The 21391-nt window shown below is 59.1% G+C and carries 12 protein-coding genes and 5 pseudogenes; 8 read left to right on the plus strand and 9 right to left on the minus strand.

Going from position 1 to position 21391, the window contains the following annotated elements:
* The coding region (locus tag NKH19_RS30725; RefSeq protein WP_352983492.1) for a site-specific integrase at positions 1 to 614 on the plus strand (614 nt) is incomplete at its 5' end.
* 5 nt (positions 615 to 619) lie between these two features.
* Here NKH19_RS30725 and NKH19_RS30730 read toward each other — a convergent pair.
* From NKH19_RS30730 to NKH19_RS30765, 8 genes and pseudogenes are all read right to left on the minus strand, one after another.
* Positions 620 to 1351, minus strand: a complete 732-nt coding sequence (locus tag NKH19_RS30730; protein WP_352983494.1) for a hypothetical protein — start codon at positions 1349 to 1351, stop codon at positions 620 to 622.
* Positions 1348 to 2553 carry a plasmid replication protein RepC gene (gene repC, locus NKH19_RS30735; protein WP_352983497.1) on the minus strand — a complete coding sequence of 402 codons (1206 nt, stop codon included), beginning with the start codon at positions 2551 to 2553 and terminating at the stop codon, positions 1348 to 1350. The genes NKH19_RS30730 and repC overlap by 4 nt, the downstream gene beginning before the upstream one ends.
* A 157-nt stretch (positions 2554 to 2710) precedes the next feature.
* Positions 2711 to 3754, minus strand: coding sequence for a plasmid partitioning protein RepB (repB, locus tag NKH19_RS30740; RefSeq protein ID WP_352983500.1), 1044 nt, complete (start codon positions 3752 to 3754; stop codon positions 2711 to 2713).
* Positions 3754 to 4956: a plasmid partitioning protein RepA gene (gene repA / locus NKH19_RS30745; protein WP_352983502.1), complete on the minus strand. Its 1203-nt coding sequence runs from the start codon at positions 4954 to 4956 to the stop codon at positions 3754 to 3756. The genes repB and repA overlap by 1 nt, the downstream gene beginning before the upstream one ends.
* Before the next feature lie 957 nt (positions 4957 to 5913).
* Positions 5914 to 6132, minus strand: coding sequence for a hypothetical protein (locus tag NKH19_RS30750; protein WP_352983504.1), 219 nt, complete (start codon positions 6130 to 6132; stop codon positions 5914 to 5916).
* 322 nt (positions 6133 to 6454) lie between these two features.
* Positions 6455 to 7555 (minus strand): annotated as a pseudogene (locus tag NKH19_RS30755) (tyrosine-type recombinase/integrase).
* Positions 7556 to 7838: 283 nt separating this feature from the next.
* A pseudogene (locus NKH19_RS30760) lies at positions 7839 to 9217 on the minus strand (aspartate aminotransferase family protein).
* 39 nt (positions 9218 to 9256) lie between these two features.
* Positions 9257 to 10594: pseudogene (locus tag NKH19_RS30765) on the minus strand (NAD-dependent succinate-semialdehyde dehydrogenase); the annotation flags it as partial.
* Positions 10595 to 10836: 242 nt separating this feature from the next.
* Here NKH19_RS30765 and NKH19_RS30770 point away from each other — a divergent pair.
* From NKH19_RS30770 to NKH19_RS30790, 5 genes and pseudogenes are all read left to right on the plus strand, one after another.
* A complete protein-coding gene (locus tag NKH19_RS30770) occupies positions 10837 to 11751 on the plus strand; it encodes an alpha-D-ribose 1-methylphosphonate 5-phosphate C-P-lyase PhnJ (protein ID WP_352983516.1) in 915 nt (304 codons plus the stop codon).
* A 73-nt stretch (positions 11752 to 11824) separates the two neighbouring features.
* Positions 11825 to 12511: a phosphonate C-P lyase system protein PhnK gene (phnK, locus tag NKH19_RS30775; RefSeq protein WP_352983517.1), complete on the plus strand. Its 687-nt coding sequence runs from the start codon at positions 11825 to 11827 to the stop codon at positions 12509 to 12511.
* Entirely contained in the window at positions 12511 to 13716 is a 1206-nt protein-coding gene (gene phnM / locus NKH19_RS30780) for a phosphonate metabolism protein PhnM (protein WP_352983507.1), read from the plus strand. The genes phnK and phnM overlap by 1 nt, the downstream gene beginning before the upstream one ends.
* Positions 13717 to 13754: 38 nt before the next feature.
* A pseudogene (gene phnL / locus NKH19_RS30785) lies at positions 13755 to 14521 on the plus strand (phosphonate C-P lyase system protein PhnL).
* Between the two features lie 380 nt (positions 14522 to 14901).
* Positions 14902 to 15180, plus strand: a pseudogene (locus NKH19_RS30790) (transposase); the annotation flags it as partial.
* A 215-nt stretch (positions 15181 to 15395) separates the two neighbouring features.
* Here NKH19_RS30790 and NKH19_RS30795 read toward each other — a convergent pair.
* Positions 15396 to 15941, minus strand: coding sequence for a VOC family protein (locus NKH19_RS30795; protein WP_352983509.1), 546 nt, complete (start codon positions 15939 to 15941; stop codon positions 15396 to 15398).
* Positions 15942 to 16953: 1012 nt separating this feature from the next.
* On the opposite strand from NKH19_RS30795, the gene NKH19_RS30800 reads away from it, so the two are divergent.
* Together NKH19_RS30800 and NKH19_RS30805 are read left to right on the plus strand one after the other, a co-directional pair.
* Positions 16954 to 18222, plus strand: a complete 1269-nt coding sequence (locus NKH19_RS30800) for an aminotransferase-like domain-containing protein (RefSeq protein WP_352983511.1) — start codon at positions 16954 to 16956, stop codon at positions 18220 to 18222.
* Positions 18223 to 18494: 272 nt separating this feature from the next.
* A partial coding sequence (locus NKH19_RS30805) for an amino acid adenylation domain-containing protein (RefSeq protein ID WP_352983513.1) occupies positions 18495 to 21391 on the plus strand: 2897 nt, incomplete at its 3' end.

Below are 21391 nucleotides of genomic sequence, written 5' to 3' on the forward strand. Positions count from 1 at the left end.
TCCTGAAAGCCTGCGCCGGCGACCGTCTCGTCGACCTGCGCGACCGCGCCCTTCTCATCACCGCCTTTGCCTCCGGCGGCCGCCGGCGCAGCGAGATTGCTTCGCTCAGGATCGAGCAGATCATCGAAGAAGACCCGGTGCCGACCGATCCCAAGAACCCCGACGGCGAAAAACTGCTCTGTCTGTCCATCCGGCTCGGCCGGACAAAAACGACACAGGCCGACAGCGACGCTTTCGTGCTGCTCGTCGGCCGTCCGGTGTTGGTTTTGAAGGACTGGCTCGCGCGCGCCGGGATTAGCGAAGGTGCCGTGTTCTGCGGCATCGATCGATGGGGCAACCTAGAAAAACGCGCCCTGACGCCGCAGGCCGTCAATCTGATCCTGAAGCGCCGCGTCGCCGAGGCCGGATTCGACCCGGCGGCGTTTTCCGCCCATGGCCTGCGCTCCGGCTACCTCACCGAAACCGCCCGCCGCGGCATTCCGCTGCCCGAAGCCATGCAGCAGTCGCAACACCGCTCGGTGCAACAGGCGTCCAACTACTACAATGACGCCGAGCGGACGCTCGGGCGGGCGGCGAGGCTCATCGCACAACTCCACGGTGCCAGCCGTTCCTGAGGAGTCTATTGGCTCCCGGGAGTTGCTCTCGACCCCGGGAACCGCAACCGCAGCGCCCTCTCCACACGGGCGAGCAGCGGATCGGTTTCGAGCAGCAGTTTGAGATCGAAATCTCTGGCAAGTACTTCTTCGAGATCGCCGCGAGTTGGCTTAACGTATGGGATGGTCTTCGTGTCCTCGTCCATGCGTCCGAACTTGAAGAGCCTGGTTGTCAAATACGATAGCTCGGCGATGTCCACGATCATGGTGTCGAGCACGTTGTGCGGCCGCTGCCTGCCCGGAGACTGCACTCGGGATTCGAATGTCTGTGCGTTGACAATCAGCTGTTGCATGCTCTTGAAGGAACCTTCATCGACCACGGCCGCGGCATCCATGATGATCTTCAGAGCTTCCGACGGCGGCCTTGGTCTCTCGTCAGGCGTTTTCCGCTTCCAAGCATCGTAGCAGCCAACAAGGTACGAATTCATCTCCGTCAGCGCATGCGGGATCTGGATCAAGGTAGCCTTGATCTGTTGCCGCCGTTCTTCCTGAAACTGACGGCGCTGATCTCTGATTTGGACGACGAGCAGACCACCACCCACGACGGCAGCAACTACGGCCAAGAGGCCAGTTATCAGGGTTTGCCAATCGTACAGAACAAGCAACCAGCTATCATATTTCGGTTCGGCGTCGTGACACGTTGACAGGAAATACCTTGCCATATTGCTACTGCAGACCAGCTCCTCGAACTTCGTCATCCCGCCATCCTTACCGTCGCTCCATTCGCCTTCAATGCAGCCATCAGCATCGGGCCGACCGAAAACTCCCCTCCCCTCGCCTTCTCCGTCAACGCCCGCAAGTATCCGCCAGCCGAGTTGATGTGCTGCGCTCTCTGCAGGATGCACGCGATCACGATCGCGGCGGTTTCCTGACCCATCGTGTGACAGGCATCCTCATAGGCAGACGGCGAAACGCCAAGATATCCGCGTACCTGGGCCGTCGTTATCATGAAATCGCGCCAGTTGCCGATCCCGTCGACTGCATAGTCAGCAATTTCCGGGCAAGCTTTCAGGACTAGCCCGAGCGGATACCCTCTCGGCTTCTCGGCCGCTCGTCGTTCTGACTCGACCGCCGCCCTGCTTTGTTCGAAAGCCGGTTCAAATTCAGGAATAGAGTCGGTATTTGAATCAGATTGCTGCCGCTCACCTTGGGAGTCATTGCCGCTCGTATTCGTGGATTTCATATGGATTTCCAGCAGGTTATCCACTTCGTCACGCAACGTGGCCAGATCGGCCGCGATAGGTTCCAAGCCGGCAATGCAAGCTCGGCGCGGAATTCCCTCCACAACGCCGCGGAAACGCTTCCACAGGACTCCCCAGTCGCCCGGCACATCTTCCTCAACGGCCGCCTCGATCAGCTTGTGGATGTCACGGCGGTGCAAGGTGATCCGCTCGCGCATAAGCCTGAGCGCCCTTTTGTCGGCGCGAACATGCTCAGCCGCCGCCTCGAACTCGTTAGCACGAGCCAGCAGCGGCGCCAGGGAAAAGCCAAATGCTTCCTCAATCTCCCCTCCCCTGCCCTTCCGCGCGTAACGCTTGCCGTTCGGGCTGTCCCGACGGATGATTAAACCGCTTCCCACAAGGGCCGCCATGTGCCGCCTGACTGTGGGTTCGGGCATCCCATGAGCTCTAAGGGACAGCTGTGCGTTCGAGGGAAACACGATGAGGCTGTTTTCCTCACTCAGTTCGCTATCAGGATAGAATGATAGCAACGCATTCAGGACGGCCAGAGCGCGATCGCCGATGCCGACAATGCTCTTGCCCTCGCAGAGGTTGCGGTAGACCTGCCATTTGTCGACGACCCTGCCCTTGGGGATCTCACGTGACTCGTTTTGCGCTGCCAGCATGGCAAGCGACATCGGCCGCCGCCCAAAGGGCGTCGTTGCAATACCCGTCTCCATTCTTCCTTCGCCTTCAATTAGGCAAAAGAAATCCGTCCGCCGAATCGACGCTTAAAACTCTTGACACTGATTCACGGAAATGAGATTCTCGGCTTGCTAGAACACGAGAAGGGCTTCCGCGACGGTTTCGTTCGGGGGCCTTTTTCTTTTGCGGTGTCTATTCTCCTGCGGCTTCCATGTTGGACTTCCGGAAGGCCTTATAGAGGTCGTCCAGTTGCCCGGCGATGAACTCGGCGAAAAGCGGCCCGTCAGCGGATTCCAAAGTGACAGTGGCCTTTTTCGCGGTCTTCTTCAGGGTAACGCTAATTAATTTGTCATCAGGAACCCAGGACTTGGTCGACGCCTTTTGAGCAAGCGTCGTCTCTTTGCCCGCGCTCGTTGCTGACAGATGTCGAGCTAATATCTCTAGCCTGTCGTCGCTGGTAGCAGCCTTGAAATCGGCAGAGCCAATGAGCTCCCTGACAGACACACCACCTACCCTGATTTTCTTGGCGAGGTCATACCAACGGTCTCGGCCGCTGTTCTTGGCAGATCCGACAGCTTTGATGATTTCGTCCGGAATGTCCTTGGTGACCGATATCATCTTCGAGACAACGGTCTTGTCGACAGACAGTGCTGCCATGATGACGTCGCGATCGTACCTATTGCGCTCCAGGTTGCTGGCAAAGACGGCCTTCTCAATGAACGAGAGATCCGCCCTCGCGCTGTTCTCCTGCCCCTGTGCGATCACGTGGTCTTTGTCGCCAAGATCCTTGACGACGGCCCTCACTGGTCTTCCGAGAAATTTGGCCGCTCGTGTCCGCCGATGGCCGAAGACGGTCATGTAACGGCCGCCCACTCCGGGATGCGGTCGCACTAGGATTGGGCTGTCCTGCCCCCGCTGTCGGATGGCTTCCACCAGTTCTTCGAAGCCTTCCTTGTCGTCGTCCATGCGGTCGGCGACGAACGAGACATCGATTATGTCGGGATCGAGATCGACAACGGTCTCGCCTTCGAGAAGCCGGGTTTCGAATTCTTTGGCTGCCTGCGCCTTCTCGGCCAACTCGTCGATCGACCTTGTAATCGCCCCGAAGGCTCCCCGGCTCCGGTTTCGCTCAAGCGCTGGCGGCATTGCAGTGACGGAATTTTCCGCGACGGGAGCCGAGTTGACTGCAGTCAACTTTCGGTCCGTCAGCGAGCTCAGCAGGTTCTTTCTGGACATTATCGACCCCATGCCCTGTGGATCAGGCCCGTGATCTCGGTATTCACCCGCTGCAGGGATTCCATTGCACGGTCATAGGTTGAACGCGTGAATTGGGCGCGGTCGACCTCGTAGAGTGATTGCTTTGTGATCCCGGCATCGGAAATGGCCGTGCTCTTGAGCATCTCGTTTACGAGTACATGCTGTTTGAAAAGCGAACGCATGAAGGCGACCATCTGGCTCTGAGGTCCGTCTGTCGGCTCGTAGCGGGTCACGAGATACCGCAGCCAATCAAGCCGCATATTCGCACCCGCTCGCTTCAGGGTACCCATGACCTCGCCCATCATCAAAAGGAACTGACACATCGACATCACATCAAGCATTTGCGGATGCACGGTGATCAGAATGCCCGTCGACGAAGAAAGCGCCGTCAGCGTCAGGTAGCCGAGCTGTGGAGGGCAATCGATGATGACGACATCATAGTTTTCTGCCACGTCAGCCAATGCGTCGTCGAGCCGCCCAAAGAAGATGCGTCCCATGGACCCGTCTTTCTGCGACAGGGCGAGGGGGGTGTCGTATTCGAACTCCTGCAGCTCGAGGTTCGCAGGAACGATGTCGAGACCTGGGAAATTCGTCTTCTGAACAAGCGCTGATAGCGGCTTTCGTTGGTCATCGTAGCGGAGGGATTCGTAGAGGGATTCGTTATGATCGATTTCGGGTTGAAAACCGTGCAGGGCAGAGAGCGAGGCTTGAGGATCGAGGTCGATGGCGAGCACGCGATGTCCCGTAAGCGCCAGATGCTGCGACAGGTGGGCGGCCGTCGTCGTTTTGGCGGAGCCGCCTTTGAAATTTACTACCGCAATGATCTGCAAATGTTCGATCCCGCGACGATGGGGAACATATTTCGCCATCGTCCGACTGTTTTTGTCGAGGAAATGCCTCATCTCCAGTAGCTGATCGGCGGTGTAGGAGCGACGGCCTGACGGTGTTACTATCGGCTGTGGTCCTTTGCCTTCGAGTGACAAATTTTTCAGGTACCCGCTTGTTACGCCGAGATATTGAGCGGCCTCCGACAACTGGAGTGGCCGGAGAGTTTTCTGGGCGTTTGGAGGGAACATTTCCAGCCGATGCTCGTGAAGCATGGCAGACAACTCACGAGCCTGCTCGGTCAACAGCACATCGACCTCTGCGATCTCTTCACGGAGCGTCGGCTTCATATTCATCGAAACATCCCGCACATGCGATTTTAAGCCCACTCCGGCCCACTAACCGCATGTAGCTCCGATTCTTTCGATCCGGCAAGAATTTTAATGTTAACGAAAGGTTAACAGGCCCCGTTTTCGGAAAGTTGACTGCGGTCAACTTTGCCGCCTCAATTCGACTCCACGTGAAACCCAGCCGCTAGTCACCTCTAATCCGACTCATAGGCAGTTATACGTTTCGCAGGCAGGCTTCCTTGCCGCGACGCAGGATGTGCGGTCTGCGCCTCGACAAAAAAGGGTCCTGGCCACTGCGAGAACCTTTGTCGGCATATCTCCAAGCAATTCCCGCCTGGGAAATGCTCCCAAGTACGCACACCTCCGTCGCGATGTTCGCCGGCTATGCCGGCTTATCGGTGTCCCGGCTCGACGATGTCGTTGCGGACTATAGAGCGGCGCAGCGCAGCGAACGATTGGCCGACCGGGTACTCTCTCGCGTCATCCACGAGTCAATGGTGTGGCGCAGGAGATCGGAACCTTGCCGGGTATAATTGCGGACGGCAAGTGCGTGAAGGCATGCTCGTCCACCTCACGCGGACACTGCACGGCCGCTATCTGACGACTGCTTCTTCGAGCCGGCCATACCGCATTACCTTGGCCGGTCAGCGGACTCGGCAAGCCCAGCCCACTCTGTCGAACTGCGCCCCCAATCGCTCCCAGCTCCTGCACTCGCACGTCGTCATCCGCAGGCCACGATCCGGCAGGATTCGGATCGAATGCGCAAGCTAATCTTGCCGCATCTCGAGGAACGGTCTTGAGCCCAGTCAGCACGACGACCTAGCAAGCAACTCTGCGAAGGGCGGCTTGTCTTTTGGGGAACGCAACCCGGGCGGGCGGGCGGGCGCCTGCCGCCACCGCTGACTGGCGCGGGCGCTCGCCGCCAGAAAGCTGTCGGGAAAGCCGCCGCGCACCCACAAGGGTTCAACTGTTCGGCCGGCACCTCCAGTCCGTCAACCGGATGCATCTCAAGATAAGCGATGCGGCCGGCGAGCGTCTCGCCTGTCTGCCTGGGAGATCGATGGAAGCGGACCCAAGCAGCAGAAAGCGCTCTGTCTTCTTGCCGGTGCGGCGATCGCGGTCGATCAAGCCACGAAGATTCTGGGAGAGGTTGGGAAGCCGATGAACCTCATCGAGGATCACCAACTCGTCCTCATGCTCGGCAAGGTAGAGCTCCGGCTATGTCCGCATCGATCTACGGCCGTGTCTCGGCAATTTCGAACGCAACCGTAGTCTTGCCGATATGGTGGCCCAATCAGCGCGACCGCTGGGATGGTGTCTATCAGTTCGGCAAGTTCCGTTTCGAGGGGGCTTGATCATCCTCGCAATTACGGAGTGCAATTCCTGATTTGCAAGGACGGGCCGGCGAAATTGGTCAGCGCAATCAGCTATTGAGCTATTGGCACCCAACGCACGAATTTGGGAGAGGTATGCCAGAATGGCAGGGGAGGGGCGTTTGGACGCCCTACAGCCCTGATGCCTTGGTGAGATTGACGCGGAACCTGTCTCTGCGCCGCTGGTAGCGGCGGGTCATTTCCGCCGAGGCATGGCCTAGGTGCTTTTGTACATAGCGCTCGTCGACCTCGGCCGAGGAGGCCAGGCCAGCGCGCAGCGAATGGCCGGCAAACTTTTGGCCGCGTTCACCTTCTGACAAGTCATCGCGCACGCCGGCAGCGAGCGCCGCGCGCTTGACCAGCCGCGCCACCTCCTGGTCGTTCAATCGCTCGGCGCCGACAGCCTTGCCTTGGCTGGTGACGCGTCGAAATAGCGGTCCGTGCCCAATCCGTGCGAGTTTCAGCCAGGTCTGCAGGGCGACCATCGGGCAGGTGGCATCGGAGGAGCCACGACCGATCTCGACCTCGCGCCAGCCGGTCTTACCGCGCAACGTCACCAAAATACCCTTGTCGAAAATCTCGACCCAACCGCGGCCGTCCTCCGTCTGATCCCTGGCAACGTCGAGCCCGACGATTTCCGAGCGCCCCAGTCCGCCGGCAAAGCCTAAAAGCAACATGGCGCGATCGCGCAGGCCGCGCAGCGTGCCGCGATCGAGCGTCTAGGTCTTCCGGGAGAATGGCTTCCTTCTGCAGGGGAGGGGAGGCGTGGGTGTTGCGGATACCGGCCAGCACGGTGGCAATGTGGCGGTCTTTCCTGTCCAGCGGCTGGCCACGCTGCGTATAGTTCCAGGTCAGCGATGAAAGACGGCGCTCGATGGTCGCCACCGATCTTTTGTCCCGACCAGATCCCGAGGCTTGCGCGGTGATGTAAAGGCCGACGGTCTGAGGATCGGGCGGCAACACCTCGATGTTCTGGCGGCGCGCCCAGGCGCAAAAATGCTTCCAGTCGGCGGCGTAGGCGCGCCGGGTGTTGGCGGAGCTAGCCGCCTCAACGTAGTCGCGGGCGCGATCGGCGAGTTTTCCCAGATGCGCCGGCAGGCCAAACGTTGACTCCGAACCGGACGCCGGCAGCGGGGCAGGGGGCTTTTCGCCATTCTCGGGATCGTCCGCAGTCTGGCTCATAGGAGCACAACATCGACAATATCAGGCAGGTCGCCGGCCGACGTCCGCACTGCGGGTTGATCGACATCGGCCCCCGTGCTGCGGGACGATACGGAGCCCTCATGCAAGATTTTTGGGCTTCTGCGCGATTATTTGGGCCATCTCCCACTCTAACGCGTAAACGAACGATAATGCAATTATCGGACATCAGATGCAAAACACCTCTTAGGCAATGTATCCGGAGACCAAAAACATGCTCTGCTCACGGGTTTCCCCAATAGCGATCTGATAGAGCAGGGGTCTAGCTGCAATCGAAACCCCAAACGGTGTTCTCTAGGGTTGGCCCGCATGCCTTTAACGAGTGGCAAACACGCTCTTCACCGCATCGGCCGTCTTCGACACGACGATGTCGGCTTCCTCGCGGGTCAGGCAAAGCGGCGGCGCGAAACCGAGGATGTCGCCCTGTGGCATGGCGCGGCCGATGACGCCGCTCGCGGCAAGCGCTGTCGCCACCTGCGGCCCGATCTTTTGCGAGGCGTGGAAGAACACCCGGTCGTCCTTGTCGGCAACGAACTCGACCGCAGCCAACATGCCGTCGCCGCGCACGTCGCCGACGTGTTTGTGGCCGCCGACAGCCTTGGCCAGCTCGGCGCGGAAATAGGCGCCGGTCTCCCGGGCATTTGTCACAAGGTCCATCTCGTCGATCAGTTCGAGATTGGCGACCCCGGCGGCAACGCAGATCGGATGCGCCGAATAGGTCCAGCCATGGCCGAGCGAGCCGAGCTTGTCGGAACCCTCGACCAGCACCTGCCACATCTTGTCGGCGACGATGACGCCCGAGAGCGGCGCATAGGCCGAGGTTAGGCCTTTGGCGATTGTAATCAGGTCTGGCTTGATGCCGTAATGGTCGGAGCCGAACATGGTGCCCAGCCGGCCGAAGCCCGTCACCACTTCGTCGGCGACCAGCAGCACGTTATATTTCTTCAGCACAGCCTGGATCTTCTCCCAGTAGAAGGCCGGCGGCGGCACGATGCCGCCGGTGCCGAGGATCGGCTCGCCGATGAAGGCAGCGACGGTTTCGGGGCCTTCGGCCAGGATCATCTCCTCGAGCTTGTCGGCGCAATGCTGCGAAAACTGCTCCTCGCTCATCGAGCGGTCGGCGCGGCGGAAGTAGTAGGGCGCCTCGGTGTGCAGGATCGGCGCGCGCGGCAGGTCGAAGGCGTTGTGGAACAGGTCCAGCCCGGTCAGCGAACCGGTCATCACGCCCGAGCCATGATAGCCGCGCCAGCGCGAGATGATCTTCTTCTTCTCCGGCCGTCCCAGCACATTGTTGTAGTACCAGATTAGCTTGATGTTGGTTTCGTTGGCATCCGAACCCGACAGGCCGAAATAGACCCTCGACATCCCCGCGGGCGCGCGGTCGATGATCATCTTGGCCAGCGTGATCGAGGCCTCGGTGCCGTGGCCGACATAGGCGTGGTAGTAGGCGAGGTTCTTGCCTGGGCGGCGATGGCGTCGGCGATCTTCTGGCGGCCATAGCCGACATTGACGCAATATAGGCCGGCGAAGGCATCAATGCTCTTCCTGCCATTGTTGTCCCAGACGGTGACGCCTTCGCCGCCGGCCATGATGCGCGTCGGGCTTTCACCCCGCGCGTGCGTGCCCATATGCGTCGAGGGATGGAAGAAGTGGCCGCGATCCCAGGCGGCGAGTTCGTTGGACTGATCGAGCATCTTTTCTGTCTCCTGAAAAGAGGGCACTCTCGGCGCAGCTTAGGCCAGATCGAGACAAACGTATTTGAGGTCTGTGAAGGCTTCTAAGCCGTGGCGCGAGCCTTCGCGGCCAATGCCGGATTGCTTGACGCCGCCGAACGGGATCGGCGCGCCGGTGATCTCGACGCGGTTGATGGCGACCATGCCGTAGTCGAGCGCGCGGCCCATGCGCTGCTGGCGGGCACCGTTCTCGGTCACGACATAGGCGACGAGGCCATATTCGGTGGCATTGGCGCGGGTGATCGCCTCGTCCTCGTTGTCGAACGGCGTCACGGCGGCGACCGGACCAAAAGTCTCCTCGCGCATGATCAGCGCTTCATCGGGCACGTCGGCTAGCAATGTGGGCTGATAGAACAGCGATCCAGCCGCGTGAAGCTTGCCGCCGGCAAGGCAGCGCGCGCCGCGGGCAAGCGCGTCAGCAACCTGCTCCTCGACCTTTTTTACGGCCCGCTCGTGCATCAGCGGTCCGATGTCGGTATCGTCGGCAAGCCCGTTGCCGATCCGCAAGGTCTTGACGCGGCGCGCGAAGGCGGCACAGAACCGGTCATAGAGCGGCCGCTGCACATAGATGCGGTTGGCCGCGAGGCAATCCTGGCCTGACGTGGCGAATTTGGCGTCGATGGCGATGCTCACCGCTTTGTCGAGATCCGCGTCCGCGAAGACGATCAGCGGCGCATGGCCGCCGAGCTCCATCACCAGCCGCTTCATCGTCGGCGCACTTTGGGCCGCGATCAACCGGCCGACCTCGGTCGAGCCGGTAAAACTCATGACGCGGACACGCGGGTCATCGCACATCCGGCCGACGATCGTTGCCGCCTTGCCGGTCACGACATTGAAGACGCCGGCGGGCAGGCCGGTACGTTCGCCGAGTTCGGCCAGCGCAAGCGCCGACAACGGCGTTTCCGAGGATGGGTGCGCGACGATGGTGCAGCCCGCGGCAAGGGCCGCGGCCGCCTTGCGGGTCATCATCGCCGACGGAAAGTTCCATGGCGTGACGATGCCGACGACGCCGAGTGGCTCGCGCCGCACCATCATCTCGGCCCCGGGCAGATGGCTGGTGACGCTCTCGGCGTTGAGGCGTTTTGCTTCCTCGGCATACCACTCGACGAAGGAGGCGGCATAGTCGATCTCGCCAAGCGACTCCTTTAATGGCTTGCCCTGTTCCAAGGTCATCAGCAGAGCGAGGTCGTCTTTGGCGGCGATGATCAGCTCGAACCATTTTCGCAGGATTTTCGAGCGCTCCTGCGGGAGCAGTGTCCGCTCAAGGAAGGCGCGCGCGGATACCGACACGCCAGGCTCAAGGCAGGCCGAGACAAGACGCTCCTTCGATGCGGGGTCGTATCGGCGTCGCCCGTCCCGACCGACAAGCCTTACCCGCAGTTTCTGCTCATCTTCTTCCATCACTTGGTGTCCACCTATTTTGGTGGACACCTGCATGCATCAGAGCACTCAACAGCAAAAGGTGCGGGGAAATTCGCGCTTACCTCCCACTCTTCCTCTCGCTCTCTTTTCCTCTTCGCCTCGGCCTCATCCGCGGCAGTCATAAGGCGCTGCAAATTGTTCTTGGCAGCTTTCAAAGTCTGGACGATTTTCGGGACGGGTACAATTTCGCTTACCTTGACGAGCAGTCTAAGCGGATGATCCGGCGATGCATTCTCAAAGCGATGGCCGTTCCCGGCCTTCAGGTTCCATTTGGCGGCCGCGAAATGCCTCTCGCCTATGGATGGGGGACGGGTGGCATCCAACTGACGGCCAGTGTCATAGGGCCTGACGACACACTAAAGGTGATCGACCAGGGTGCCGACGATGCGACGAACGCCGTGTCGATCCGTCGATTTTTCAAGCGAGTCGCTGGCATCGCAACAACGGAACAGACCCGTGCGGCCACGATTATCCAGACCCGTCATCGCGTGCCCGAGACATCTCTCAAAGAAGGACAAATAGTTGTCTATCACGTGCCGTGGCCCGAGCCATTGCGCCGATTGGAACCGAGGGAAGCGGAAACGCGTAAAATGCATGCTTATTCGGAATACGGTCTGATGAGCGTTCAGCTTTACGAGGACATCGCCCGTTTTGGCCATATTGCCACAACGAGCAGCTACCCCGTGATGACGAATAAGCGATACCTGATGTCGCCATCACCCATTCCCAAGTTTGACAATCCAAAGATATGTAACAATCCAGCCATTCAGCTTTTCGGTGCCGGTCGCGAAAAGCGGATTTACGCCGTCCCGCCTTATACCGAGGTTCGGAGCCTCGATTTTGATGACCATCCCTTCCGTGAGCAGCGATGGACACAAACCTGCGCGTTGTGCGGAGCGACCGAAAGCTATCTCGACGAGATCGTGATGAATGACAAGGGGCATCGGATGTTCGTCTGCTCGGACACCGACTACTGCTCGGCGCGACGGGAACACGGGCATGAGGGCCCTGCCCTCGGCGACACAAGCGGACCGCTCTCCTCCCCGAACAATTCGAAGGTATCCCAGTCATGATGGGAGCAACAACCACGATGACGCCCGCTCGTCGCCAGCCGCTTCTTTCCGTTCGCCATCTTTCGAATTCGAACTGTTCCCAGGTGAGATCATCGCCATCGTCGGAGAGTCGGGGTCCGGGAAATCGACCTTGCTCAACTGCCTTTCCGGAGGAATGGCGCCGGACAAAGGCTCTGTCTTGTATGAAATGCACGACAAGGGACCAACGGATGTTCTGTCCCTCACAGAGCCGGAGCGGCGCAAGCTGATGCGAACCGACTGGGGGCTGGTCCATCAAAACCCGCGGGATGGACTGAGAATGAACGTCAGCGCCGGTGGCAACATTGGAGAGCGGCCGATGGGCATCGGTGCAAGGCACTACGGTCACATACGAAAGGAGGCTCAAGAGTGGCTGGGCAGGGTCGAGATTGATCTTTCGCGCACCGATCACCGTCCAAAGACCTTTTCCGGCGGCATGCAGCAACGTCTGCAGATCGCCAGAATCCTGGTAACTAAGCCGCGCCTTGTTTTCATGGACGAACCAACGGGCGGCCTCGATGTGTCCGTTCAAGCGCGGCTTCTCGATCTGTTGCGAGGGTTGGTCATGAACATCGGTGTTGCAGTCGTTCTAGTCACGCATGATCTTTCCGTCGCCCGCCTGTTAGCACACCGCATCATCGTGATGCGGCGGGGTAACATTGTCGAGACTGGCCTCACAGACCAAGTTCTCGACGATCCACACCATCCTTACACGCAACTTCTCGTCTCTTCGGTGCTCTGATGTTCGTTGAAAGCAGCATCGCTTCTAATGGTGAAGCGAAGAAACATGGCATGAATGAACTGACATTGACCGGCGCAAGGTTAGTCTTGCCCAACGAGACCTATGACGGCACCATCCACATCGTGGACGGCAGCATCGAAGACATTAGCCCTGGGCGAAGTGCAGTCCCCGGAGCGATCGACCTTAACGGCGGTTACTTGACGCCTGGGCTTATTGATCTCCACACCGATAATCTGGAAAAACATGCCCTGCCTCGCCCCGATGTGATCTGGAACCGCCTTGCGGCAGTGGCGGCCCATGACGCCCTGGTGACCGCAGCGGGCATTACGACGGTTTTTGACTCGCTTTGCATAGGATCGACAACCCGCGATAACTCCAAGAAGGATGACCGGGCTCGCATTCTGCCACTTCTCATCGACGGCATCAGGCACGCCCAGGATCTGGGCCTGCTCCGCGTGGGTCACTTCCTGCATCTGCGTTGTGAGGTTACGGACGAAGAAGTGGTCTCGAGCCTCGAACCACTGGCCGATAATCCGCTGCTCAAACTTGTCTCGGTGATGGACCATGCACCAGGTCATCGCCAGTCGCCTCAACTCAGCCGATTCCGGGAGACGCAGATCAAACAGTACGGCTGGTCGGAAGAAGATGCTGATCGACGAATAGCCGAATGGATCGATGCGTCCCGGACGATCGGCCCCCAAAATCAACAGAAGATCATCGCTCTTGCCCGCGCTCGGCAACTTCCTGTCGCCAGCCACGACGATGAGACACCCGATCATGTGTACAAAGCAGACGCCGCTGGTGTGTTGATTTCTGAATTCCCGACGACGCGGGCTGCCGCTGAGGCGGCTCAATCAGTTGGCGTTCGTGTTCTGATGGGAGCGCCGAATGTCGTGCGAGGAACCTCTCATTCGGGAAATGTGAGCGCTCGGGAGCTGGCTTCGACGGGTCACCTCGACATTCTTGCCTCCGACTACGTTCCTGCGAGCTTGATGCATGCAGCCTTCCAACTCACTCGAGATCCAATTGGCATGAGTCTGTCGAATGCGATCTCGACCGCGAGTTTGACTCCGGCCTCAGCTGTAGGATTTGCCGATCGCGGCGCCATCAAAATCGGGACGCGGGCTGATCTCTGCCACGTGATCGAGATTACGGACACCCCCATCGTTCGAAGAGTCTGGAACAAGGGCCGACAGGTCTTTTGACTTGAATAGAAACTTGCGTTTCCTCAAGAGGACATCCAATGGAACCAGCACGTAAGCACCCTGCTCTTCGCGCCGTCGGTCTTTTTAAGTCCTTCACATTGCATGCGCAGGGCGGAATCGTGCTTCCCGTCTTCAACAATATCGGCCTTGCGGTGAATGCCGGCGAATGCGTCTGCCTGCGCGGGCCGTCCGGCGCCGGCAAGTCGACGCTGCTGCGCTCGCTCTATGCTAACTACAAGCCGGACGCCGGGCAGATTCTATTGGAGCACCTTGGCCAGCCTGTCGACCTTGTGGCCGCAGAGCCTTGGGAGGTCGTTGAGATCCGCCGCAGCACCATCGGCTATGTCAGCCAATTCCTTCGTGTCGTTCCGCGCGTCACTGCTCTTGACGTTGTCACTGAGCCGGCAGTCGCCAACGGGATGCCGGTCGACGAGGCCAAGGCACGCGCCAAAAACCTGCTCACCCGGCTGCGCATCCCGGAACGCCTCTGGTCCCTGGCGCCCGCCACCTTTTCCGGCGGCGAACAGCAGCGCGTCAACATCGCCCGTGGCTTCATCGTCGACTATCCGATCCTGCTCTCGATGAGCCGACTGCGTCTCTCGATGCCGCCAACCGGCAAACGGTGGTTGAATTGATCTGCGAGGCCAAGGCACGCGGCACAGCCGTCGTTGGCATCTTCCATGACGAGGAGGTGCGCGACGCCGTCGCCGATCGCATGTTGGACGTTGGGAGATCCGCGGAACTCGCTGCCACGTCGTCGCTCAGTTCCGAAAACCGTGCACGAATCGGAGCGTTGGTGGAATGACCCACCAAGCCGGCGAGCGACGCTACGCGCGCTACTATACCCCGGTCCCGACCCATCCCTTGAACCAGGCAGCGGCATCTTGGTTGGGTTCACGACGCGACCGTTGTTAGATTTACGTGAAGTTCCTGACAGGGACCTGACATCAAGGGGGTGATTGCATGGTTTGCCTTATCTTGAAATCAAAGAAACGATTTGCTGCTTAGGAGGCGGTGGAACGCGGTCATACGAGCTGTGCAATGTCTCCTACGCCGGAACGACGATAGTGTCCTGAAGGTTCTGCAAAAAGTTTTGGAGAGAGAACGGCGCTTGCTCTGAGGGGCGAGCTGCCATGGCACGGTGGTGACGTTGCAATCACCGATTCCCGTGGAAGGGGAAGTGCCATGACCAATCGAGAAGGTAGACTGAGCAGGAGTGAGTTGAAAGCGTTGCTGTTGTCGGATGAGGACGGGTTTCGCAAGGCGTTGCAGCTTGTCGTGCAGGAGGCTCTGGAGGCCGAGATGACGGAGGCGATCGGGGCCGAGAAAGGGGAGCGGACGGCAGAGCGGACGAGTTACCGGTCCGGCTATTACGAGCGCAAGCTGGTGACGCGGGTCGGGGTGCTGGAGCTTCGCGTTCCGCAGGATCGGGCGGGCCGGTTCTCGACGGAGTTGTTTGAGCGCTAACGGTCGAGAGCGATGTCTCGCCGCTTGCAGATTTTTGGCAGTCTGTAGAGAGTGAGGTGATCGGCGCATTTGGAGACGGCGACTAGGCTACGATCGCTTTTGTCGGAATGCCACCTTCGATCAGTCTTGCGGGACCCTGGTAGGCCGGCGGGCGCGCCTGAAGTCGGATCACCAGCATCGCTATAAAAACCGAAGGGACCACACCTCGTCGATCAGTATTTTCCAGCCTGCTCAAGCTGCTCGAAAAGCTCTTGTACGTTGTTTTCAAGAAATGCTTCCTCTCCGTTCCGATGGATGAGTTCAAAGCTTATCCCCGTATTATGGCATCGAGAAGAGAATGCTTGTGTTAGGCCAGGTCCCTCAATAATGGTCGTGTCGAACGACAATCCCCGCGCTCTAAGCGTATTGACCGCCGCCGACACATCGTCGACAGCTAATGCAACATGAGCTAGACCTACCCCGTAATTTTGGACAAGTTGAGACACCTGCGACTCTGGCTCTGTGCCTTGGCAAAGTACAAAGCACATGTCGTTCCGAACCATGTCCGCACACACCATCGCAGTCTTCTTACCCTTTATATGCAAACGCCGCCTAAGCTTAAAGCCAAGGACATCTTGAAACAGGTGGATAGCGTCATCTAGTTTATGAACCGCCAAAGCTATGTGATCAATGCTGTGTAATCGAGGGCCATGATGGCCATTTGCCTCGATAGATACTTTCAGAGAGCCATCAGACGGCGAACCCACGGGATAAGTCATTTTTTTGAGTCCTTCTGTTTAGGTGACGCAGCCAATTTAATGATCAAGCCATAAGCTTGCTAACAGCCTGATTACACATGAGTAGCCTCGCGTACGGGAATGGTCCATTTTTGCGTGGTCGTGGGCCAATTTCTGCTCAGTGTGAGCACGTTTGTCGATGACATGCATTTAACATGCCAACGGAAAAAACAGGCGCTGGCGTCTGGAGCGGTTTCGCCGCTGACAGGGGGCAGGTCAAGCCGGTCAGGTTCACGCGCTTTGAAGCAGTGGGATCCCGATCGTCTGGTCAGGATCATGCGCGCGGAGCGCAAGGTATGATCGCCTCAGGAGTTGTCGTTTACGTGTCGTGCCACCAGATCCGGAGAGCATGAGGAACTGTGGGGCGGTTGGTGGCGGAGGCTCTCTAAACGAGCCGGAACCGCGCCACGGAAAGTGCCCGTTTGGTCGGCCGCAACGTGACTGCCCCGCAGTTCTTCATGCTCCCCTTTAGAGCTTCTGGCCTGAACCTGGCAGCGTCCTGTCCGACAACCCGCACGCGCGCGACAAACTCGAGCCTTCCTCAGATGCTTGCGTCCAATGTCCGACAATGTCGGACACTAGTCATCTTAGTAGCGCCACTTAATTATTTTGGCACGATTTTCCTTTGGCACGGCACTTGCACGGTCATGGTGTATCTGGGTCGCGGTTGAGGAGAAATCGTCTCATGACTACCAAAAATCCGGTCAGCTCTAGGTGTGCGTGGACGCAGTTTGCCAACTTCATAGGATCCGAGTCCTCTCGCTTTGAGAGGCGGCTCAGCTTCGAAGACATGCACTCAGGCGCGCAGGATGGATTCATCAATCAAACGATGGGTGCCTTTTTGATCAGCTTGATCATTCTGGCGAATAAGCCGTGAAAATGCGTGAGCCCTTAGACCTCAATGATGCCCTCGCTCTGAGACTGGTGTGGTCCTCAGCTCGCCGATAGTCCTACGCAGGGTTCGATGTTGGATCACAGATCGCAATGTTCAGTCATGAAATTTTTGAACGAAGTCTCGAGCACGTTTCCCTCGGCAGTCTCGCTGGCGTCTGGCAGACCGAGTGAGCGGTTCTTCGACAAGCTCGACCGCCAGGTGCTGTTGAATGCACTAGTCGTATATGAACGCTATTCAGCTGGCGGTCACGGGGGCGGGCGATTATTGTCGCACTTGCTGCAGTATGGACGAACCGCCGGCATTATCGGCGAACTCGTTGCGCAACAGGTCCGGTCTGATGAGGGGGTTCCCGCGAGGGCGGATCGCGTACTGATCACCTCAGGATGCCAGGAAGCGCTCGCACTCTGCCTCCCGACGCTGTGCCCTGAAGCTGCGGATGTGCTCCTAGTCTGCAATCCCACGTATATCGGTGCGACCGGTGCAGCTAAGGCCGCAAGGGTCGCCGTTACAGCATTGTGCAACTCAGTGCCTTGCGTTGCAGAGGCAGTCGAACTCGCCGTCCTACAATTGCGCCAGAGTGGTCGGAGGGCCCGCGCTCTATACCTCATTCCCGATTTTGACAATCCGACCGGGCGCGTCCTCGATAAGGCCTCACGATGCGATATTCTTCAAGTGTGCGCAAGAAATCGGATCATCGTTCTGGAGGACAATCCATATCGGCTATTTCGGTATGAAGGTGATGAGATCCCTCCGATGGCCGCTTTGGATGAGGCAGGAAGTGTTATTTACCTGTCCACATTCTCCAAGACCTTGAGCCCAGCTGTCCGCGTGGGAGCTGCGATACTGCCCGATACAATATTTGGAGACGCGCGCGCTTGCCGGGCACTTTGGGAAAACCTGGTCCAGCGCAAGAGTTTCATTACCCTCAATACAAGCCATATTACACAAGCGATTGTAGCGGGACTCTTGATGGAGCAGGCAGTAAGCTTGCGTGGCTGGATTCGCCCCGCGCTGGATTGGTATCGTTCAAATCGCGACGTCATGTTGCGTCAGCTGGACAGTGTGTTTTCGCCTTTCCCCGAGCAGATTCGATGGAATCGACCCTCTGGCGGCTTTTTCCTGTCTCTTGATCTTCCTTTCAGATTTGGCGCGGACAGCGCGGACGAGTGTGCAAGGTGTTACAATGTCATTGTTATGCCGATGAGCTTCTTTGCGTTGGATAACTCTCAAGACTGCCGGATTCGATTAGCATTCAGCGCGGTTACTCCCGAGCAAATCCGAACCAGTGTGACAGGTTTAGGCCGCTATGTGGCGCGGCGGTTGGGGAGGGAACTGCCCAGCTTAGTGGATGGACTGGCCGAGGGATGAAGATGGCACCGCACTCTTCACCGGAGCGCGCAAGCGCTTGCGAACCAGGCGATCGGGATAGGCCACAACCTGCAGCGCGATCAATCTCCTCCAGCGTCTTTGTTGGCAATGGTACGCTTGCTATCAGCTGCGCGCAGCTGGCAACGGAGGTGGGCCACGACATTCGCGCAGTGCTATGTGGCGACGCTATATTCGCGGATTGGGCGGCTCGCGCCAATATCCCGTGTATTGCGAGTGTTGACGAGCTCTGCTCTCTTCTGAACGCGGAGCCGGTGGATTGGATTTTCTCCGTTGCCAATCCGCTTATATTGCCACCGGGCGTGTTTGGGCGAGCGCGACAAGGTGCTTTCAATTTCCACGACGGTCCACTGCCACGGTATGCAGGAACTCACGCGACGTCCTGGGCGCTGCTGGCCCAGGAGAGCGAGTATGCCATCACGTGGCATCGTATCGATGATGGTGTTGATACGGGTGACGTCGTGGTTCAGCGCCAAGTGCTGATTGCGCCCACCGATACGGCACTGACCCTGAACCTTAAATGTTATGAGGCCGCTGTCGAGGGATTCCGCGAGCTTCTAACTGGTTTGGCGAAGGGAGAGCTTACCGCCTATCCGCAAGCGCTGGTGAACAGAAGCTATTTTCCGAGACGTCGACGCCCAGATGCGGCAGGCTGTCTGCGATGGGATCGCTCCGCGCAAGACCTGTCAGCGATGACGCGTGCCCTAGACTTTGGCCCGTATCATCCCAATCCATTGTGTCTGCCCAAGGCGCTCGTAGGCGACGAGGTTGTCACAGTCAGACGCCTGGAGGTGTTGCCTCGACGCTCGGGCATTCCGGCAGGTTGCCTGCTTGAAATCCACTCCAGCCACTGGCGGGTGGCGACGGGTACGCAGGATGTTGAGGTTTGCTTTGGCAGCTCCGATGATCAGGCGCTGGACGCGCGAGACCTCGCCAGGCATTCCAATCTGAATGAAGGTGATCGCCTGCCAATTTTGAGCGATGAACAGGCGCAGAGCATAACTGCCGCCCATGAATTGCTGGCGCCTTCAGAGGATTTTTGGCGACAGCGGCTTGAGCAGTTTAGAAGATTGCAGTTTCCTTTCTTGTCGTCGTCCGTGGCTGTGGCACAGCCTAGGTGGCAGTCGAGTTCGTGGTTCATTCCGAGTGCTTTGGCTAAGCTGTCCCCACTCGATCGCACGGACTACTTGGTAACGGCTTGGCTGATCTATCTCGCCCGCATCACGGGTGAAACAGAGCTTCAACTGGGATGGACGCCTGCATCGGATGAATCACAAGCTGGCTCCAAAGCGGTGGAGGTGTTGATCGCCTCTGTCGTCCCGATGGAAGTTACCATTGATCTTGCACATGATTTTGAGGAAATGCGCAAAGCTGTGGCGGGCGAATGCGCTCAGCTGAGGGCGCACGCTAGCTTTGCCCGGGATCTTATCGCGCGCTGCCGGACAGTGCGAGGTGTGGAGGCGCTACGGTCGCACCTGCCCTGGCCGATTGGCATCACGATTACAGCAGATAGCTGTTCTGCCGCTGGCGATCTAGCTTCGAACGCGAGTTCTGAGACAACCCTATCCGGTGATTTGCTGACATTCGAGCTTTGCGCTCTGGATGGGAGCTTTCGATGGCATTTTGATGCAAGTCGATTGGCACCGGAGCAGATCGACCGCATGACTCAGCACTTACAAACATTGTTGCATAGTGTGCTGGCCGATGCAGGCCGGCCAGTGCGCGATCTGGACATCCTGCCGGCTGACGAGCGCACCTACCTGTTGGAGGAGTTGAACCGGACGGCGGCGGCCTATCCGTTGGACATGTGCATCCACGAGCTGTTCGAGGCGCAGGTGCGCCAGGCCCCCGATGCGGTGGCGGTAGTCTATGAGGACGAGCGCCTGAGCTATGGCGAGCTCAATGCCCAGGCCAACCGGCTGGCCCACCATCTGATCGCCTTGGGTGTAAAGCCGGATCAGCCGGTGGCGATCTGCCTGGAGCGCAGCCCGGCGATGGTGCTTGGTGTGCTGGCGATCCTCAAGGCCGGCGGCGCCTATCTGCCGCTCGATCCGGCCTATCCTTCGGTGCGGTTGCGGCAGGTTCTCGATGATGCCGCACCCAAGCTGCTGCTTTGCGACGCGGCCGGCCGCGCTGCGCTCGGCGCCGAGGCGCTGGCCAATGTGAGCGTGGTCGATCTGGAGACGGCGACACCAGCCTGGGCCGAATTGCCCGCCTGCGATCCCGAGCCGCGCGCCATTGGCCTGACCGCGCGCCATCTCGCCTATGTCATCTACACCTCAGGCTCCGCCGGAACCCCAAAGGGCGTCATGGTCGAGCATGGAAGTCTGGTCAATCTCGGGTTGGCTCAGATCGGGCTTTTTGGCGTCTGTTCGAATAGCCGTGTTGTGCAGTTCGCCTCCTTCGGCTTTGATGCAAGTGCTTGGGAGCTTGTCATGGCGTTTGGCTCAGGCGCCGCATTACACTTGCCGGCGGACGAGCTCCGTCAGGCGAGTAACAAGCTATCGGATTACCTGCGAAGCGAAGCCATAACCCATGCGACATTACCTCCAGCCTTGCTTCAGGCAAGCAGGGATCCGGGATGTTTGGCATCGCAAGTTCTCATTCTTGCTGGCGAACTGCCGAAAGCTGAACTCGTCCGAAGTCTGGCCTCGGCATCTATCGTCAACGCCTATGGCCCGACCGAAGCAACAGTCTGCGCGACGGTTTGGAGTTGTCCCGATGACTTTGATGGGTCAGTTGTCCCGATCGGGCGTCCGATTGCGAACACGCGGGTGTACCTGCTGGACGGTCATGGCGCGCCCGTCCCGTTCGGGGCGGTGGGGGAGCTTTACATTGGCGGGGCGGGGGTTGCGCGTGGCTACCTGAACCGGCCCGATCTGACGGCCGAGCGGTTCATCGCCAGTCCCTTTGTGGAAGGCGATCGGCTGTATAAGACCGGCGATCTGGCGCGTTATCTGGCGGACGGCAATCTGGAGTTCCTGGGCCGCAACGACGACCAGGTGAAGATCCGCGGCTTCCGCATCGAGCCGGGCGAGATCGCGGCGCGGCTTTGCGAGCATGCCTGGGTGCGTGAGGCGGTGGTGGTGGCGCGCCAGGACCGGGCCGGCGACAAGCACCTTGTCGCCTATGTCGTGTGTGGACCCGAGGC

The organism is Mesorhizobium sp. M1338 (assembly GCF_040318045.1).
In the GTDB taxonomy this organism is placed as follows: Bacteria; Pseudomonadota; Alphaproteobacteria; order Rhizobiales; family Rhizobiaceae; genus Mesorhizobium.

Coding starts and splice junctions, on each gene's coding strand:
- NKH19_RS30730 (WP_352983494.1), bottom strand. CDS start 1,351: ATGACGAAGTTCGAGGAGCTGGTCTGCAGTAGCAATATGGCAAGGTAT.
- repC (WP_352983497.1), bottom strand. CDS start 2,553: ATGGAGACGGGTATTGCAACGACGCCCTTTGGGCGGCGGCCGATGTCG.
- repB (WP_352983500.1), bottom strand. CDS start 3,754: ATGTCCAGAAAGAACCTGCTGAGCTCGCTGACGGACCGAAAGTTGACT.
- repA (WP_352983502.1), bottom strand. CDS start 4,956: ATGAATATGAAGCCGACGCTCCGTGAAGAGATCGCAGAGGTCGATGTG.
- phnM (WP_352983507.1), top strand. CDS start 12,511: ATGTTCGTTGAAAGCAGCATCGCTTCTAATGGTGAAGCGAAGAAACAT.
- NKH19_RS30795 (WP_352983509.1), bottom strand. CDS start 15,941: ATGACTTATCCCGTGGGTTCGCCGTCTGATGGCTCTCTGAAAGTATCT.
- NKH19_RS30800 (WP_352983511.1), top strand. CDS start 16,954: ATGAAATTTTTGAACGAAGTCTCGAGCACGTTTCCCTCGGCAGTCTCG.